At 37.2% G+C, this 16,839-nt stretch carries 15 protein-coding genes and 1 riboswitch; all 15 genes read left to right on the top strand.

Features of this window, described 5'->3' with window-relative positions; all coding sequences use genetic code 11:
• Positions 1–122: 122 nt before the first annotated feature.
• Positions 123–2,495: a hypothetical protein gene (locus EFB00_RS06560; protein WP_122646063.1), complete on the top strand. Its 2,373-nt coding sequence runs from the start codon at positions 123–125 to the stop codon at positions 2,493–2,495.
• Between the two features lie 48 nt (positions 2,496–2,543).
• Entirely contained in the window at positions 2,544–3,416 is an 873-nt protein-coding gene (locus EFB00_RS06565; RefSeq protein ID WP_122646064.1) for a helix-turn-helix transcriptional regulator, read from the top strand.
• A 37-nt stretch (positions 3,417–3,453) separates the two neighbouring features.
• Positions 3,454–4,866 carry an MFS transporter gene (locus EFB00_RS06570; protein ID WP_420889752.1) on the top strand — a complete coding sequence of 471 codons (1,413 nt, stop codon included), beginning with the start codon at positions 3,454–3,456 and terminating at the stop codon, positions 4,864–4,866.
• Positions 4,867–5,048: 182 nt separating this feature from the next.
• Entirely contained in the window at positions 5,049–5,489 is a 441-nt protein-coding gene (locus EFB00_RS06575; protein ID WP_122646065.1) for a EutP/PduV family microcompartment system protein, read from the top strand.
• Complete coding sequence (locus EFB00_RS06580; RefSeq protein ID WP_122646066.1) at positions 5,486–6,067, top strand: cob(I)yrinic acid a,c-diamide adenosyltransferase; 582 nt, start codon at positions 5,486–5,488, stop codon at positions 6,065–6,067. Before EFB00_RS06575 ends, EFB00_RS06580 begins: the two co-directional genes overlap by 4 nt.
• Before the next feature lie 35 nt (positions 6,068–6,102).
• Positions 6,103–6,271, top strand: a riboswitch (adenosylcobalamin (AdoCbl) riboswitch).
• Between the two features lie 300 nt (positions 6,272–6,571).
• The gene (locus EFB00_RS06585) at positions 6,572–7,705 is read left to right on the top strand and encodes a 1-propanol dehydrogenase PduQ (RefSeq protein WP_122646067.1); all 1,134 of its coding nucleotides are present in this window, start codon (positions 6,572–6,574) and stop codon (positions 7,703–7,705) included.
• A gap of 164 nt (positions 7,706–7,869) precedes the next feature.
• Positions 7,870–8,217: an ethanolamine utilization microcompartment protein EutS gene (gene eutS / locus EFB00_RS06590; protein WP_122646068.1), complete on the top strand. Its 348-nt coding sequence runs from the start codon at positions 7,870–7,872 to the stop codon at positions 8,215–8,217.
• A gap of 28 nt (positions 8,218–8,245) precedes the next feature.
• Positions 8,246–8,818 carry an ANTAR domain-containing response regulator gene (locus EFB00_RS06595; RefSeq protein ID WP_122646069.1) on the top strand — a complete coding sequence of 191 codons (573 nt, stop codon included), beginning with the start codon at positions 8,246–8,248 and terminating at the stop codon, positions 8,816–8,818.
• A gap of 1 nt (position 8,819) precedes the next feature.
• Complete coding sequence (locus EFB00_RS06600; protein ID WP_206423492.1) at positions 8,820–10,253, top strand: histidine kinase N-terminal domain-containing protein; 1,434 nt, start codon at positions 8,820–8,822, stop codon at positions 10,251–10,253.
• Between the two features lie 93 nt (positions 10,254–10,346).
• Positions 10,347–11,777, top strand: a complete 1,431-nt coding sequence (eutA, locus tag EFB00_RS06605; RefSeq protein ID WP_122646071.1) for an ethanolamine ammonia-lyase reactivating factor EutA — start codon at positions 10,347–10,349, stop codon at positions 11,775–11,777.
• Between the two features lie 16 nt (positions 11,778–11,793).
• Positions 11,794–13,158 carry an ethanolamine ammonia-lyase subunit EutB gene (locus EFB00_RS06610; protein ID WP_122646072.1) on the top strand — a complete coding sequence of 455 codons (1,365 nt, stop codon included), beginning with the start codon at positions 11,794–11,796 and terminating at the stop codon, positions 13,156–13,158.
• 131 nt (positions 13,159–13,289) lie between these two features.
• Positions 13,290–14,099, top strand: a complete 810-nt coding sequence (gene eutC, locus EFB00_RS06615) for an ethanolamine ammonia-lyase subunit EutC (RefSeq protein WP_420889760.1) — start codon at positions 13,290–13,292, stop codon at positions 14,097–14,099.
• Positions 14,100–14,111: 12 nt separating this feature from the next.
• Positions 14,112–14,765 carry an ethanolamine utilization microcompartment protein EutL gene (gene eutL / locus EFB00_RS06620; protein ID WP_122646074.1) on the top strand — a complete coding sequence of 218 codons (654 nt, stop codon included), beginning with the start codon at positions 14,112–14,114 and terminating at the stop codon, positions 14,763–14,765.
• 12 nt (positions 14,766–14,777) lie between these two features.
• A complete protein-coding gene (locus tag EFB00_RS06625; protein ID WP_122646075.1) occupies positions 14,778–15,332 on the top strand; it encodes a BMC domain-containing protein in 555 nt (184 codons plus the stop codon).
• The gene (locus tag EFB00_RS06630) at positions 15,323–16,801 is read left to right on the top strand and encodes an acetaldehyde dehydrogenase (acetylating) (protein ID WP_122646076.1); all 1,479 of its coding nucleotides are present in this window, start codon (positions 15,323–15,325) and stop codon (positions 16,799–16,801) included. Before EFB00_RS06625 ends, EFB00_RS06630 begins: the two co-directional genes overlap by 10 nt.
• The last annotated feature ends 38 nt before the right edge of the window (positions 16,802–16,839 follow it).

Below are 16,839 nucleotides of genomic sequence, written 5' to 3' on the forward strand. Positions count from 1 at the left end.
GTTATATTTAAAAGATGATTCAAAAAATAAATGTGAAATATCTTAAATTTCTGTTGAAATCACTGATAGTAAGCTCTTACATAAAATGGTAATTTTAATGAGAAATAGTAAGGAGGGCTTACATGATTGAAAACAATAATTTACAATTAGCAGTAAACAAACAAGGGTATGTTTCTCATATTTATCAAAAAAATGATCCTTATAAGATGAATTGGGTAATTGAAGACAGCTATCTCGACATAGCAGAATATCATCAAAAGGATAAATTATTTGGTCATTTTGATATCACGATCAATGGGAAAAAGTATTCTAGTACAGAAGTAATTCCTGAGATCGTTGAAACATCAGAAGAAATCACTGTCATTTTTTCTTTATCAAATGTAACCGTTGACATGGCATATTCTGTCGATAACTTGGGTGAGGGTTTATGTTGGAAGATTCGTTTATCTAATCAATCGTCAGAACAAGTCAATATAACTGATTTTGGTGTGTGGGCTTCTTTAGCATATGTCATGTTCAGAGACAAAGATGTTTTGCGTAATATCCATAATTCCGCAGCGATTTTTTCTTCCATTTCGACAAATTATACAAAGGTAAATGCCGTACGCCGAGATAATACTGGCGGCAACCTAGGACTTTATCAAGTAAGAGGAAAAACATTGTCTATTGGGACCTATTGCGATTATGAAAATTTATTCTTTGAAAATGTTTCACCTTCTTTGGACGGATTGATTTTTCATAAACTGATTTTAGCAGGCGGTTATCCTGAAGCATTTGAGAATCGTGATTGGATCTATTCTAAAGAAACATTGACTTTGGAGCAAAATGAAACAAGAGAATGGATCTATGTATTTAAAAGCAACAGTGATCAAAAAGACTTTGATCAACAAGGGCTGACATTAGGTCATCCGAAAATCGAGTATACACCTCTCAATATATTAGGTGAGACAGCCCGATTAACGATCGAACTTCCAGAGAATCAAACGATTGCAGCAATCAAGATTTGGTATAAAAAAGATGAAAAACTGCAGTATCTGGATTTGTCAGAAAAGATAACTGTAGAAGATGAAACGACTGTGGTCACGTTCAAACCAATCTGCCTAGGCGAACACAAAGCTGTAGTCACTTTAGCAGACGGTACCGAAGATTTTGTCGTCTTCAATGTAATGGATGCTCTGGAAAAAGTGATCGAAGAGCGTGCGGCATATATCTGCGATTCTTTATATAATGGAAAATCAGGCAACGTTCCGTACGCATTTGAGCCGGTCTCCAATCAAGGCGAATCTTTAGGCAAACTGAATCTGGTCTTGAAGAAAAATCTTTTAGGACAACTAGATATAGAACAGGTCCGAAAAGTAGAAGAAAGTGCAGTGCGGTATGTTCGTCCTAAGTGGTTTATCAATGGTGACTTCACAAAACCTCGTAAATTGTATGGTGAATTTTATCGTTGTATGGATTTTGAATATATTGGACATCTTTTTTATCTGTTATCAGAATTTGACGATGAAGTTTTGCTGTTGAACGATTCTAAAACATATTTGAACTGGGCAGCAGATGTCTTCAATTTGCGTGTAAATCCAGATCTCCATGAAGATGAACGTGGAAAAGAAGAGGCACAGATGCTGGGAGTCTACTTCCTATATATCCAAGAACTACTGAAAAAATTAAAAGAAAACAACATGTTGGATACCTATCAAGCGATCAATTCTTTATGGCAGAAAGTAACTGAACGAGTAGCGAATGAAACATCATCTTATAAAGCAGCTATCACTGAACATTACTATGATAATGCTGGTTTTGGTCCGACAGCCGGAGCGTTAAGCGAGTCAGGATATTATGAAAGTGCTGAAAAGTATGGTCAGTTGCTGTTAGCGAATATCGGATATTCCAATGATTTTAGAGGACAAAATCCTGATCGTTGGTGGGAAGCGTTGTCTTACATGATTCATTCATTATGGGGTGGCGTAACAGCAGCAGCTACCTTCAAAGTATTTGATGCGTTGAAAGATACGGATTATTTAGAAGCAAGTTATCGCGCAACTGCGGGTATTCTGTATTGTTATGATACCCATTCCACTACTACATTGGAATTAGAAAAAGGTATGGCGGCTTCTACATACGCAGTAGCTGGCCCGCATTTGAATCGGCCGGATCTATCGAGAGAACGCTTTGGACAAGCAACCTTTTTCCGTGATGGCGGAATATTTGCCCGCTTATTTGAAAATGATAGTCAGACACCGGATTGGGATATGGGAGAAGAATTAGTCGCTTACTTAGAAAGCTTTGGTCAAAAGACATTTATTATCAAAGAAAACGGATCATATAAAGTGATCAATGGCAGCTTTGAAGAAAAAGACGACGAATTCATCTTTACCAGCTTTGCTCCGTACGCTAACCAGTTCTACCTGATAGAAGAAGGAAAAATCCATTTATTAAACGAACCGATCGTAAATAAAAGAGTAACTATGAAAAAAGAAGAGCCGGTTACTGCTTGACGAAAGAGTCAAGGAGTTCCTGAAAAAATATAGAGAGGAGAAATAATGATGTCAGGTGAAATGATTTCGATTTCTATTCCACCCTTTCCCGATTTTATTGAAGGAAATGTCAAAATATTCAAAGAAGGACAGTATCATCCTAACCGTAAAAATTTGGGTTATTTTGATTTGATCGTTGTAAAAAAAGGTGTGCTATATCTGCAAGAAGAAATGAAACGCTATACGATAAAAGAAAATGAACTTATCGTTCTTTTACCTGACAAACATCATTATTCATGGAAGCCTTGCGAACAGGAGACTGTTTTTTATTGGATCCATTTTTATACTACAGCGCAATGGAAACAAAGTGACGGACCGAGCCGATTTATTTCCAATCTGCCGATACCAGATCTTCATTACCATCAGCATTCCTATACATTGAATCTACCGAAACACGCCAAAATCAAAGAACCGATTTTGATGTTTGAATTGATGCAAGAGATCTTAGATAGCACGATTAAAAGAGAATATGGCACATATGACATTTGGCGGACAGAAGAATTATTTTTGCGATTTTTAAAATTTGTTGAAGAGCAGAAGATCCATAAAGACCGTACGACGCTTTTAGCAGATGAAGTCCAATTGTTTTTGGAAAACAACTTTAATCAGCCAATCACTAATAAGATGCTGGAAGAAGTCTTTCATATGCACAGTAATCATATTGCGTTAGCGATCAAATCTACTTTTGGAAAAACACCTCTAGAGGTTTTACAGGATATCCGGATCGAGCGGGCAAAACAGTATTTATTGCGTTCTGATATGGATATTCAAACGATTTCTAAAGAGGTAGGATATAATTCCGAAGTTTATTTTTCCAGCCGCTTCAAAAAAATTACGGGGATTTCACCCCAGAACTATCGCAAAAAATATCGAGACAATTGACTAGTACAACGAGAATTAAGAATAAGGAGATCAAGCAATGGATAAAGTTAATGAAAAAATAGCTATTACTATTGATAGTCACGCCGGTGAATCAGCAGTTGCAGAACCTAGATTAACTATGAAGAACAGACTGGCTTATGCTGGAACAGATGCTGCAGGGAATTTATTGTATTGTACATTGACCAGCTTCATCAATTATTTCCACACAGATGTGTTTGGCCTTTCGATCGGAACCGCGGCAACGATCGCATTGGTAGTGCGAATCGTCAACACATTGACGGTACCATTTTGGGGATTGGCGATCGATAAAACAAAATCGAAATATGGAAAATCACGTCCTTGGTTTGCACGATTAGCGATTCCGTTTGGTGTATTCATGGCATTAACATTTTTTACGCCGAATTTGGATGGTGGGGCTAAAGTTGCTTATGCAGCCTTTACGTATCTGACAGCAAGTATTTTGTACACCGGTATTTCAACACCAATCACAGCGATTTTACCGAACATGACTAATGATCCATTAGAGCGTACAAAATTAAACTCGATGCGAATGAATGGTGGAAATATTGGATATTTCATTACTGCCACATTTACGTTGACACTTGTATCTATGCTTGGCGGCTCCAATGATCAAAGAGGTTTCTTTTTAACAGTAGTCATTTTTGCCATCATTTCAACAGCTCTTTTCTTCTTTGCATTCAAAAATACACGGGAGATCAATACAACAGAAGTTGCTGAAAGCATGCCTATCAAGGATAGTTTCAAAGCACTTAAAGGTAACTGGCCGTGGGTAATCATTGTTTCAAGCTTTATCTTTTACTGGTTGGGTAATTCGACACGAACATCGTCACTGATTTATTATGCTCGTTATAATTTAGAAAATGTTCATTATGTGTCCGTATTAAACGGGTTAGTTTTGACACAAATGATTGGTATCGCTTTAATTCCATTTTTGGTTCGACGCTATTCTAAAACGACAACGATGATTATTGGATTGTTGTTGGCGGCAGTTGGACAAATAGGTTTAGGGTTAGCCGGTGGTAATTTCCCTCTATTGGTTATTACGTGGATTCTGACTAGTATTGGGACCGGGATCGCTGTTTCGATGCCATTTGCGATGTTGTCTGATACGGTAGATTATGGCGAATATAAAAATGGTATTCGTGCTAGTGGCTTCTTAACAGCAGTTGGATCAGCGGTCGGTATCCAAGTAGGTACTGGTGTTGGGGATTTTGTGCCGCTGAAACTTATGGAAGCTTTCGGCTATGTAGCGAATCAGGAACAAACAAGCAGTGCTTTAAGCGCAATCAAATTCGGATTTTCTTATCTTCCAGCAATCTTTTTCGTCTGCGGAGCGATTATTATGCTAACTTACAGTAGATATGAAAAAAGAGAAAGCCATGTGTTGGAAACGTTACAGCATAGAAGAGCAAATAATAGGAAAATATAAAGGATTATAGAAGGTATGTTGAACTTTCAAACATACTTGACAAGTAATTGTATAGATAATAAAATTAACTAAGCATACAATGTAGTATGTTCACTGATTTATAAAAATAGATGGCAATGGAGCCGGAAAGAGATTAAATTCTTTTTCGGGCTCCATTTTTATTTTTGATTGACGGAGGAAATATGAAAAAAATTATTTTTATGGGAGCTATTGGTTGTGGAAAAACTTCTTTATGCCAAGCAATTTATGGGGAAGAACTAAGGTATTCAAAAACACAAGCTTTATCATTTTATCCAGAGGTTATCGACACACCAGGAGAGTTTATTCTACATCGCCAATATTATAATGCATTGATTGTCAGTGCAGCAGACGCACAAGTTATTGGCTTGATTCAAAGCATTATGGAAGTAGAGCAGATTTTTTCTCCGGGATTTGGAGCAATTTTCCCCAAACCAGTTATTGGTATTATCTCTAAAATGGATATGGAGTATCCTAAAGAAAATCTAGAGATAGTGAGACAAAATCTAAAAACTGCAGGTGCTGAAAAAATTTTTGAAGTTTCTTCAATGAATGGAATGGGGATAAAGGAAATAATAACATTTTTAGAGGAGATGGCAGAATGAAAATTTATACTAGAACCGGAGATAAAGGGATGACCAAGCTAGTCGGGGGTTCATCTGTATCGAAAGATTCAGATCGTGTAGAAAGTTATGGTACTATCGATGAATTAAACTCATGGGTCGGTTACATAGCTAGTTTATTAGGGAGTGAATATGAAAAAGAAAAAAATGAGCTAACACAAATCCAACAATTTTTATTTGACGTTGGTACAGATTTAGCTACACCAAGCGATGTAGAGCGTCCTTATCGTTTGAAAAAAGAATCTGTAGAGTGGTTGGAAAAAAGAATTGATTTTTATGTAGCGGCATCACCAGATATTGATTGTTTTATTTTACCGGGTGGGACACCAGAAGCAAGTATGCTCCACATTGCACGTACTGTTGCTCGTCGAGCAGAACGATGTATTGTGCGGTTAAACTGGACAGCTACTTTTAATCAGGAAGCCATAGCCTTTGTTAACCGTTTATCGGATTATTTTTATGCAATTGGACGCTATTTTAACGCTAAACAAGGACAATCAGATGTTTTTTATGAACGTAGTGATAAGGTATTTCATAAAATCAAGAAAGATGGCTTGTAAAGTAGAGGTACTTGTGATAAATTTTTGATAAATGAATAATGATGTTTATGAGATTTTTAGATGGAAGCCAGTGAGAATCTGGCACGGTCCCGCCACTGTAATAGAAAGTATGCCGTTCCTTGGAGAGTATATATTTCTAAAGTCAGGTCTTTCTAAAATTTCATCTTCGGGCATGCTGTTTCGAGGTAAAACAGGATGTTTCTTCTTACGCTCCGCACAGTGTCTAAGCCCAAGCATCTTTTTTCAAAAAATACGCACAATGAGGTGCATGGGATACGGCTAGTCTTTCAAAGTTGAAAGAGGTAACAAGTACACTGATGTATGGCTAATTCCCTTTTTGTATTGACAATTTTATATTATCGTTGTACATTGATTTTGTAAAAGTCGGGTGTACAATGGTGTATACAAAAGAAGCAACGACGCTTCAAACGGATTCTGTAGAGATCTGTTTGAAGCGTTTTTTGATTTTTGCAGAATTAAAGTTAAGAAGGAGGAAACGAAAGAATGGAAAAAATCAATTTTCCAACTGAAATATGGGTAGGAAACGATGCTCTCTGTGAATTAGAACAAATAAAAAATAAACGAGTCTTTATCGTAGCAGATCCCTTTCTTGTCCATTCAGGTGTTATTGATCAAGTTTTGCAAAATCTAGCTAAAAATGACTGTTATGTTTTTAGTGATATTGTTCCAGATCCCCCGATTGATAAGGTTATATCTGGAATTCAAGTAATGGATGAATTTCATGCAGAAGTGATAATTGCAGTCGGCGGCGGATCAGCTATTGATGCAGCAAAAGCTATGAATTTTTTTGGTAAGCGAACACTTCAAACGGAAATAGAACAGTTTATAGCTATCCCTACTACTAGCGGTACAGGATCTGAAGTGACCAATTTTTCTGTAATCACGATTCCAGAAAAAGAAATCAAGGTTCCCCTAGTCAAAAATGAGTTACAGCCGGATATTGCGTTATTGGACACAACATTAGTTATGAGTGTTCCGCCCAAAATAACTGCAGATACGGGAATGGATGTGTTAACTCATGTTATTGAAGCTTATGTATCCAGTCAATCAAATGTAGTAGCAGATGCTCTTTGCGAAAAAACAGTAAGATTGGTTTTTGATTACTTAGAGAGAGCCTATATTGATGGATCGGATCAAGAAGCTCGCGAAAAAATGCATTTAGCATCGTGTTTAGCTGGCATGGCATTTAATTTGACATCTTTAGGTTTGAATCATGGAATTGCTCATGCTGCTGGAGCATTGCTTCATGTACCACATGGGCGTATAAATGCAATCTTGCTACCTAGTGTCATTGAGTTCAATGGCTCATTAGAAAGTTTTGATATAACAGAAAATGAAACAGCCAAGCGATATATGATGTTGGCAAATTGTGTTGATAGTGCTACATCAACTAAAAATCCACGAATTGGTATTCAACGTTTGGTACGAAATATCAAACAATTGCGTAAAAAATTGGATATGCCAGAAACTTTGACAGAACATGGTATTTCAAAGAATGAAATTGAAAAGAATAAATATGCTATTTGTTCGGGCGCGTTGTCTGACGGATGCACAAATACGAATCCGAGAAAGGCAACCATAAGCGACATAGAAAAAATCATTAATGAAATCGCTTAAAAAATCATTGACACTTTTATAGAGATAACCTATACTTTATTTAGCACAACGTGGTGCTTCAAAACTAAAGAGCAAAGAAGCTCCTTAATAAATAGCGAAAAGTGATGGTTGCTTTGCGTATTTATTGAGGGTTTTTTATTTGCTTAATTAGGGAGCGATACCTGTTGGAAGAAAAACAACGAATGATTCAAGAATATGTTCCTGGTAAACAGGTAACACTGGCGCATATAATTGCAAGCCCTACCAAAGAGCTATATTCAAAATTAGGTCTGAATTTTGTGACAAATAGTGCGTTAGGTATTTTAACGATTACACCCAGTGAAGCGGCAATTATCGCTGTTGATATTGCCACCAAAAGTGGAGATGTCCAAATCGGATTTATTGACCGGTTCTCAGGCTCTGTTGTGATAACTGGTGATATCAGCTCAGTTGAAGCAGCGCTTAGAGCAGTTATTGAGGGATTGGCTAATATTTTGAATTTTTCAGTAACATGTTCTATTACTAAGACATAAAAAGTGAATCTGTAAAGGTGTGAAAAAGATGAATGGAAGAATTGTGATAGTCGACGATGAGCCTATTACAAGGTTGGATATTCGAGACATTGTTTTAGAAGCTGGATATGAAGTAGTTGGTGAAGCCGCCGATGGTTTTGAGGCAATTGAAATTTGTAAAAAAACGAAGCCTGATGTTGTGCTGATGGATATTCAAATGCCGATACTAGATGGATTGAAAGCCGGAAAGAAAATTGCGCAGGATGGGTTAGCTAATGGAATTGTTTTTCTCTCTGCCTATAGTGATACAGAAAATACAGAAAAAGCCAAAAAAATAGGTGCAATCGGTTATTTAGTGAAACCGTTAGATGAGAAATCATTAGTACCTACATTGGAGATGAGTATTGCCAAAGGGAAACAAACTCAAGACTTGATGTCGGAAATCAATAAACTCAAGATACGCTTAGAGGAAAGAAAAATCATTGAAAAGGCGAAGGGGATTTTAGTTAAAGAAAACAGAATTACTGAAGATGAAGCCTATCAAATGATTCGAAAACTTAGCATGGATAAGCGTGCGCGTATGAGCGAAATTGCAGAAGTGATCGTGATGAACGATGACTGATATCAGGGAAATTGTTTACTTATGTGAGAAATATACGAGCCTTTTTGAAAGCGATATCAAAGAGCTTATCAAAACTGCTCAGCATATCACTGAAAAAAATTTATATGCAGATGCAGATGTCTTTATCGATGTGTATAACGAGATGACACAAGAAGCATTGGTTGTTTACCATAAACGTCCTAAAAATAAAGAATCACTGTATCAAAAGCGTGTTATTGGTCAAGCAGCATTATTGGAAAATGAGCCGGGAGTTATGCGCACAATGGAAACAAGCCTCAATACCATTGGGTTAATGGCCTTGTCACAAGAAAATCGTCCTATTAGACAAAATATCTATCCTATAAGAAATAATAAAAAAACAATAGGAGTAATCATTGTTGAAAAGGATATTATTCAAGAATTTGATGGGAATTTTGCTAAAGCTGAACAGTCTAACGGTTTTAAAATATCAAATGTTATTAAACAGATCTATCAAGTTCAAGAAGGTTTTGTCGACCAGTTAGCGGAAGCAATCCTTATCTACAATGATGCTGGTATATTAATCAGTTCAAATCAAGTTGCTAAAGAGCTATACCGTAAATTAGGTTATCGAACTGAAATTTATGGAATGCACTATGATAACTTAACATTAGACTATACTACTTTTGAATATTCACTTTATCAATTCAAAAATGCCTTTATTACAGAATCACTAAACACAGAAACGACTTATCTTTCATACCATTTTAAAATCAAACGGATTTGGATTGAAAGTGAAGCAAAGCTGATTGTTATCATTCAAGATGATACAGCTATCAAGGAGAAAGAAGCAGAGATTGTGTCTAAATCGGCTGCTATTCGTGAAATCCACCACCGAGTGAAAAATAATTTACAATCTGTTGTTTCTCTTTTACGAATACAAGAGCGTCGGACAAAAAGTACTGAGGCTAAAAAAGTATTGAAAGAAAGCGTTGGGCGGATTATGGCGATTGCTGCCACGCATGAATTATTGTCCAAACAAGTTGAGGATCAGGTATCTTTGATCCAGACACTTGAAGCGGTGGTATATAATTTCCGACATATATTTTCAAATTCTCGTGAGATTGAATGGATAGTAGAGATCGATCCTAAAATTTACGTCCAAAGTGATCAGATGGTAACAATTTCTTTGATTGTTAATGAATTAATCCAAAATATTTTTGATCATGCCTATGCATCAAATGAAAAAGGAAAAATCAAATTATCAGGTCAAATAGATGATTACATTATCTGTATCAAGGTTCAAGATAATGGTCATGGCTATGATGCTAAAGCAAAGTATGACAGCAGCTTAGGCCTGATGATTGTAAACAGTTATGTTAAAGATAAGCTAAAAGGTAAAATTAAAACTGAATCGAATGAGCAAGGAACTACAACTTGCTTCTATTTTGAAAAAAACACCAATGATGTTGTTTGAAATTAAGCAAAGACGCTTAAAGAAAGTAGAAATTATTTTACTATTCTTTGAGTGTCTTTTTTGTTGCAAAAAACTTCATTGGGAGGTGATGAAATGGAAAAAGAAAAATTGCTGACTGTCGGTATTGATTTAGGAACATCTACAACTCAATTAGTTCTTTCTGAGTTAACAGTCGAGAATTTTGCTTCGGCTTTTTCAGTTCCGCGAATCACTATTTCAGAAAAAAAAATCATATTTAAAAGCGATATCATGTTCACCCCCTTACTTAGTCAAACAGAAATTAATGACGAACCTATCAAAAGATTTGTCTCAGAGCAATATCAAAAAGCAGGTATTAAAAAAGAAGATATCCAAATGGGGGCAGTCATTATTACTGGTGAAACTGCTAGAAAGGTAAACTCTAGTAAAGTTTTACAAGCATTGAGTGGTTATGCGGGAGACTTTGTCGTAGCAACAGCTGGACCGGATCTTGAAAGTATTATTGCTGGAAAAGGAGCCGGTACAGAGGAGTTTTCAAAAGAACAGCACAGAACAATTGTCAATATTGATATCGGAGGCGGAACAAGTAATTTAGCTGTGTTTAAAGACGGAGAGATTTATGACACAGCTTGTTTTGATATTGGGGGACGATTGATCAAAATAAATCCCCAAACACAAAAAATCGTGTATATATCTCCTAAAGTTCAACAACTAATCAAAGAAATACAATCTCCGGTTTCAGTTGGGCAACGTGTTGATCCTGATTTATTACAACCCATTATTTCTGAGTTAGTCAATGTGTTGGAAAATAGTGTTGGTATTGGTAAAAGCCATTTTTATGATCTGTTTATTACCAATCATGGACTGCGGCTTGATAATGAAATTCCAGCAATCACTTTTTCTGGAGGTGTTGCTGATTGCTTATATGAAGACAGACCAACAGATATCTTTAAATATGGTGATATTGGTCTGTTACTAGGTCATCGACTACGTCATTCTCGTTTGTTTACAGAAAAAGAAGTCTTGCAGTCACGTGAAACAATTCGTGCAACAGTTGTAGGTGCTGGCTCACATACGGCTGAAGTAAGCGGCAGCACGATTGTTTACACAGAACAAGTTTTGCCAATCAAAAATTTGCCGATTTTAAAATTGTCACAAGAAGACGAAGTATTGACTTCTGAGAAAATGGCCGCCCGTATCATAGATAAATTGAATTGGCATTCTTTAGAAGGAGATGTACCCAAAATCGCTTTGGCAATTAAAGGTATCAAGAACCCAGCTTTTACAGATATTCAACGTTATGGAGAAGGGATAGTGTTGGGCTTAGATTCTTTGATCAAACAAAAAATCCCATTGATCATCATAGTAGATACGGATATGGCAAAAGCACTTGGACACAGTCTCCACGCTTTTTTACCTAAAAAATATCCATTCGTCTGTTTAGATTCAGTCAAAGTAGAAAATGGCGATTATATCGACATTGGCTTACCGGTTGCAGAAGGAGCCGTTTTACCGGTAATTGTTAAAACATTGATTTTTAATTAGAGGGAGTGAAGAAAGAATGATTTTAAAAACAAAGCTGTTTGGCAATACCTACCAGTTTTCTTCAGTCAAAGAAGTTTTGGCTAAAGCAAATGAAGAAAAATCTGGGGATAAGCTGGCTGGAGTAGCTGCAGAAAGTTCTGAAGAGCGGGTTGCTGCAAAAGTAGTTTTATCCCAACTTACATTAAATGATTTATTCAATCATCCAGTAGTAGATTACGACAAGGATGAAGTTACTAGGATTATTATTGATCAAGTGAATATGCGTATTTTTGAATCAATCAAGAATTGGACAGTTGAAGAATTAAGAGAATGGCTCTTATCTGACAAAACTACGGATTTTGAAATCAAACACATTTCGCGCGGTCTAACATCAGAGATGATTGCAGCTGTTTGTAAATTAATGTCAAATATGGATTTGATTATTGGCGCTAAAAAAATTCATATTGAAAAAACAGCGAATACAACGATTGGTCGTCAAGGAACTTTCTCAGCACGTTTACAGCCTAATCATCCTACAGATAATATCGATGGTATCATGGCATCTGTTATGGAAGGGTTATCCTTTGGAGCCGGTGACGCAGTAATAGGACTTAATCCGGTAGATGATTCAACGGAAAGTGTTAAACGTATTTTGAATAAGTTTGAGGAATTTCGCAGTGAGTGGGATATTCCAACACAGACTTGTGTGTTGGCACATGTAACTACACAGATGGAAGCAATGCGGCAAGGTGCCCCAACAGGATTGGTCTTTCAATCTATTGCCGGCTCTGAAAAGGGAAACACGGCATTTGGTATAAATGCTTCAATACTTCAAGAAGCACGTGAATTGGCTCTATCTCAAGGGCAAGCTGCTGGTCCAAATGTTATGTATTTTGAAACTGGTCAAGGATCTGAATTGTCCTCGGAAGCTAATTTCGGCGCAGATCAAGTGACAATGGAGGCACGTTGTTATGGATTAGCAAAGAAATTTGATCCTTATATTGTCAATACGGTAGTAGGTTTTATTGGACCAGAATATTTATATGATTCAAAACAAGTGATTCGTGCAGGTTTAGAAGACCACTTTATGGGTAAACTGACAGGCATTTCAATGGGGTGTGATGTTTGCTATACCAACCATATGAAAGCTGATCAGAATGATATGGAAAATCTAACTGTTCTTTTAGCATCAGCTGGGTGTACGTATATTATGGGGATTCCGCATGGTGATGATGTGATGTTGAATTACCAAACTACTGGATTTCATGAAACAGCAACAATTCGCGAGATGTTTGGTTTGAAACCAATCAGAGAGTTCGAGCAATGGATGGAAAAAATGGGATTTATGGAAAATGGAAAACTGACTGAATGTGCGGGCGATGCATCAGTATTTCTTAAATAGGGAAGGAGGATAAAGGGATGAATGAAGTAGAACTAAAAAAAATGATAGAAGATATCTTGGCTGACATGGTTGAAGAGAAAGAAGAAAGCATACCACCTTCAATTACCGTACCAGGGAAAACAGCATTACCAATGCAACGAAAAAAGTTTGCTGAGTCAGTAGAATCTGCAGATGAAAGAATGATTGATGATATCACATCAGTTGATTTACGAAAACAGTTACTGATTCCCAAACCGAAAAATAAAGATGGTTACCTGAAAATGAAATCTTATACACCTGCCCGTATAGGTGTATGGAGAACAGGAACACGCTATATGACGCAATCATCATTACGGTTTCGTGCTGACCATGCCGCAGCGCAAGATGCGGTTTTTTCGGATGTTGATCCTCAATTAGTCAAAGAGATGAGTTTTATTCCTACACAAACGATTTGTCAAAGTAAGGATGAATATCTAACAAGACCGGATCATGGAAGAATTTTTAGTGAAGAGATGGTTGAATTTATTAAGAAGAATACTGCAAAGAATCCAAGAATCCAGATTATGGTAGGAGATGGATTAAGCTCTGCAGCTATCGAAGCAAATATCCGGGATATTATTCCTTCCATAAAACAAGGCTTAAAAATGCACCAACTAGAATTCGAAGATGTCATTTTTGTGAAATATTGCCGCGTACCAGCAATGGATAAGATAGGTGAGATTACAGATGCGGAAGTAGTTTGTTTGCTTGTTGGAGAACGTCCTGGATTAGTTACAGCTGAATCAATGAGTGCATATGTTGCCTATCGACCAACTGTAGGTATGCCGGAAGCGCGAAGAACGGTCATATCAAACATTCATAGTGGCGGTACACCGGCAGTTGAAGCTGGAGCGTATATTGCAGATTTGATCAAAAAAATGCTGGACAAAAAGAAATCTGGAATTGATTTAAAAAGTGAGTAAGGGGGAAATAGAGTGAGAAATGATCGATTAGGCGCAAAAGTTTTGAGCGTCAAAATCATTCCCAATGCAGATGGTGCATTAGCGGAGCAGTTGGAGCTGAGACCGGGGATGCGTTCATTAGGGATCATTACTTCAGATTGCGATGATGTAACTTATGTAGCGTTAGACGAAGCAACGAAAGCGGCAGATGTTGAAGTTGTTTATGCAAAAAGTATGTACGCTGGAGCAGGAAACGCATCTACTAAATTAGCGGGTGAAGTGATTGGTATTTTAGCTGGACCTAGTCCTGCAGAAGTCAATAGCGGCTTAGATATTGCCGTTCAGGTAATTGAAAACGAAGCAAGTTTTATTAGTGCTAATGATGATGACAGTATTCCCTATTTTGCTCATGTCGTTTCACGCTCAGGCCGTTTTTTATCTGAACAGGCTAAGATCCGTGAAGGGGAAGCAATTGCTTACCTTATTGCTCCACCGTTAGAAGCGATGGTGGGATTAGATGCAGCACTAAAAGCAGCAGATGTTCAAATGGGAATTTTTTATGGTCCTCCGTCAGAAACGAACTTTGGTGGGGCTTTGTTGACAGGTAGCCAATCGGCATGTAAAGCTGCTTGCGGTGCATTTGCACAGGCAGTACAAAATATTGCAGATCAACCGTTAGCGTATTAAGGAAGTGTTTAGATGAGAGCGCTGGGTATGATTGAAGTACGTGGATTTTTAGGAGCTATCAGCGCTGTAGATGCAGCGTTGAAGGCAGCGAATGTAGAACTGAATAATGCAGAGACTATTCGCGGAGGATTGACCACTATCGAGTTAGTTGGTGATGTTGCAGCGGTTCATGCAGCAGTTGGTGCAGGAGTAATAGTTGCAAAAAAACTTAATTGTTTGATTGCTCATCATGTGATTGCAAGAATCGATGATCAAACGGTTGGAATTATAAGTAAACCTAAAGATAATATTCTCTCTTCGGTTACAGAAATTCAAACAGAAAAGCCTGTGGGAAAATCAGCTATTGGAGAACTTGTAACAAGTAATACAGAATCTGTCGAAAAACAAACCAAGATCTATCAATTAAAAGAATCGTTACAAAACAAAAAGGTAGTTGAATTGCGCAAACAAGCTTATCAGATGAATCTTGAAACACTAAAAAAATCAGAAATAAAATTTGCTAATAAGCAAGCATTGATCACTGCAATTATGACAGAGATAGAAAGAAGTGAGAAGGATTGGAACTAATTGATAAAGACTTACAATCTGTACAAGAAGTTCGCACATTAATCAAAGAAGCGAAACAAGCACAAAAAGAATTAGCAACTTTTTCTCAACAGCAGATTGACCGGATCGTCCAAGCGATCTCAGAGGCTACTTACGATAACAGAGAGCGACTTGCTAAAATGGCTAGCGAGGAAACCGGTTTTGGTCTATGGCAGGATAAAATTTTAAAGAATTCTTTTGCGTCCAAAACAGTTTATAACTATATAAAAGAAATGCGCACAGTGGGGGTGGTCAATGAAGATCCAATAAATAAAGTAACCGAAATTGCAGTACCGGTAGGGGTAATAGCCGGATTGGTTCCATCAACAAATCCGACATCGACTGTTATCTATAAATCATTAATTTCCTTAAAAGCAGCCAACAGTATCGTTTTTTCACCGCATCCCAATGCATTAAAGTCAATTATTGAAACAGTTGAAATCATACAACAAGCGGCTGAAAACGCAGGTGCACCTAAAGGTTGTGTTTCAGTTATGACGATTCCTACGATGGAAGGCACTCATGAACTAATGACTCACACGGATACGAATTTAATATTAGCTACCGGTGGAAATGCTATGGTGCGTGCTGCGTATTCTTCTGGAACACCGGCGATAGGGGTAGGTCCGGGCAATGGCCCAGCTTATATCGAGAAAAGTGCTCATGTACCTACTGCTGTTAAACAAATCATGGATTCTAAAACTTTTGATAATGGAACTATCTGTGCATCTGAACAATCGATTATTGCAGAAAAAGCTAATAAGCAGATGATCAAAGATGAATTGATCAGGCAAGGAGCCTACATCCTGAATAAAGAGGAAGCTGACAAGTTAGCTAAATTTATTTTGCGACCTAACGGTACAATGAATCCACAAATTGTTGGTCATTCTGTTCAGCATATTGCTGAGCTGGCTGGATTAAATATTCCAGAAAATCGTCGATTGATTGTTGCTGAGGAAAGCCGTGTTGGACCACAATATCCATATTCTAGAGAAAAATTAGCACCAATTATTGCACTATATACTGTCGAAAACTGGGAAGAAGCTTGTGACCTTTCAATAGAAATATTAAAAGGTGAAGGTGCAGGACATACGATGATCATTCATACGGAAAATAAAGATGTAATTCGTGAATTTGGTCTCAGAAAGCCGGTTTCGCGATTACTTGTAAATACTCCAGGATCTTTAGGTGGAATTGGCGCAACGACTAATTTAGTCCCAGCGTTGACATTGGGATGTGGAGCTGTAGGAGGAAGTTCAACATCAGATAATATTGCACCCGAAAATCTATTCAATTTACGAAGAGTTGCTTATGGTACAACAGAATTAGCAGATTTACGGAAAGCCGAAGGACAAGATCTGATAAACGAATGCTCAGAGCAAAATAGTCAAAACAATAAAGACGAATTAATTAATTCTTTGGTAGCCGAAGTATTAGCACGATTACAATAAATTGTAATAAATAAAATAAAAAAACATATAAATGGAGG

It is taken from the genome of Enterococcus mediterraneensis, assembly GCF_900604485.1.
GTDB lineage: Bacteria > Bacillota > Bacilli > Lactobacillales > Enterococcaceae > Enterococcus_C > Enterococcus_C mediterraneensis.

What these genes read in the sequence shown, in the direction of transcription:
- EFB00_RS06585 (WP_122646067.1), top strand. Translation starts at nt 6,572, where the DNA reads ATGGAAAAAATCAATTTTCCAACTGAAATATGGGTAGGAAACGATGCT.
- EFB00_RS06625 (WP_122646075.1), top strand. Translation starts at nt 14,778, where the DNA reads ATGAGAGCGCTGGGTATGATTGAAGTACGTGGATTTTTAGGAGCTATC.
- EFB00_RS06560 (WP_122646063.1), top strand. Translation starts at nt 123, where the DNA reads ATGATTGAAAACAATAATTTACAATTAGCAGTAAACAAACAAGGGTAT.
- EFB00_RS06580 (WP_122646066.1), top strand. Translation starts at nt 5,486, where the DNA reads ATGAAAATTTATACTAGAACCGGAGATAAAGGGATGACCAAGCTAGTC.
- eutC (WP_420889760.1), top strand. Translation starts at nt 13,290, where the DNA reads ATGCAACGAAAAAAGTTTGCTGAGTCAGTAGAATCTGCAGATGAAAGA.
- EFB00_RS06575 (WP_122646065.1), top strand. Translation starts at nt 5,049, where the DNA reads ATGAAAAAAATTATTTTTATGGGAGCTATTGGTTGTGGAAAAACTTCT.
- EFB00_RS06565 (WP_122646064.1), top strand. Translation starts at nt 2,544, where the DNA reads ATGTCAGGTGAAATGATTTCGATTTCTATTCCACCCTTTCCCGATTTT.
- EFB00_RS06570 (WP_420889752.1), top strand. Translation starts at nt 3,454, where the DNA reads ATGGATAAAGTTAATGAAAAAATAGCTATTACTATTGATAGTCACGCC.
- eutA (WP_122646071.1), top strand. Translation starts at nt 10,347, where the DNA reads ATGGAAAAAGAAAAATTGCTGACTGTCGGTATTGATTTAGGAACATCT.
- EFB00_RS06610 (WP_122646072.1), top strand. Translation starts at nt 11,794, where the DNA reads ATGATTTTAAAAACAAAGCTGTTTGGCAATACCTACCAGTTTTCTTCA.
- EFB00_RS06595 (WP_122646069.1), top strand. Translation starts at nt 8,246, where the DNA reads ATGAATGGAAGAATTGTGATAGTCGACGATGAGCCTATTACAAGGTTG.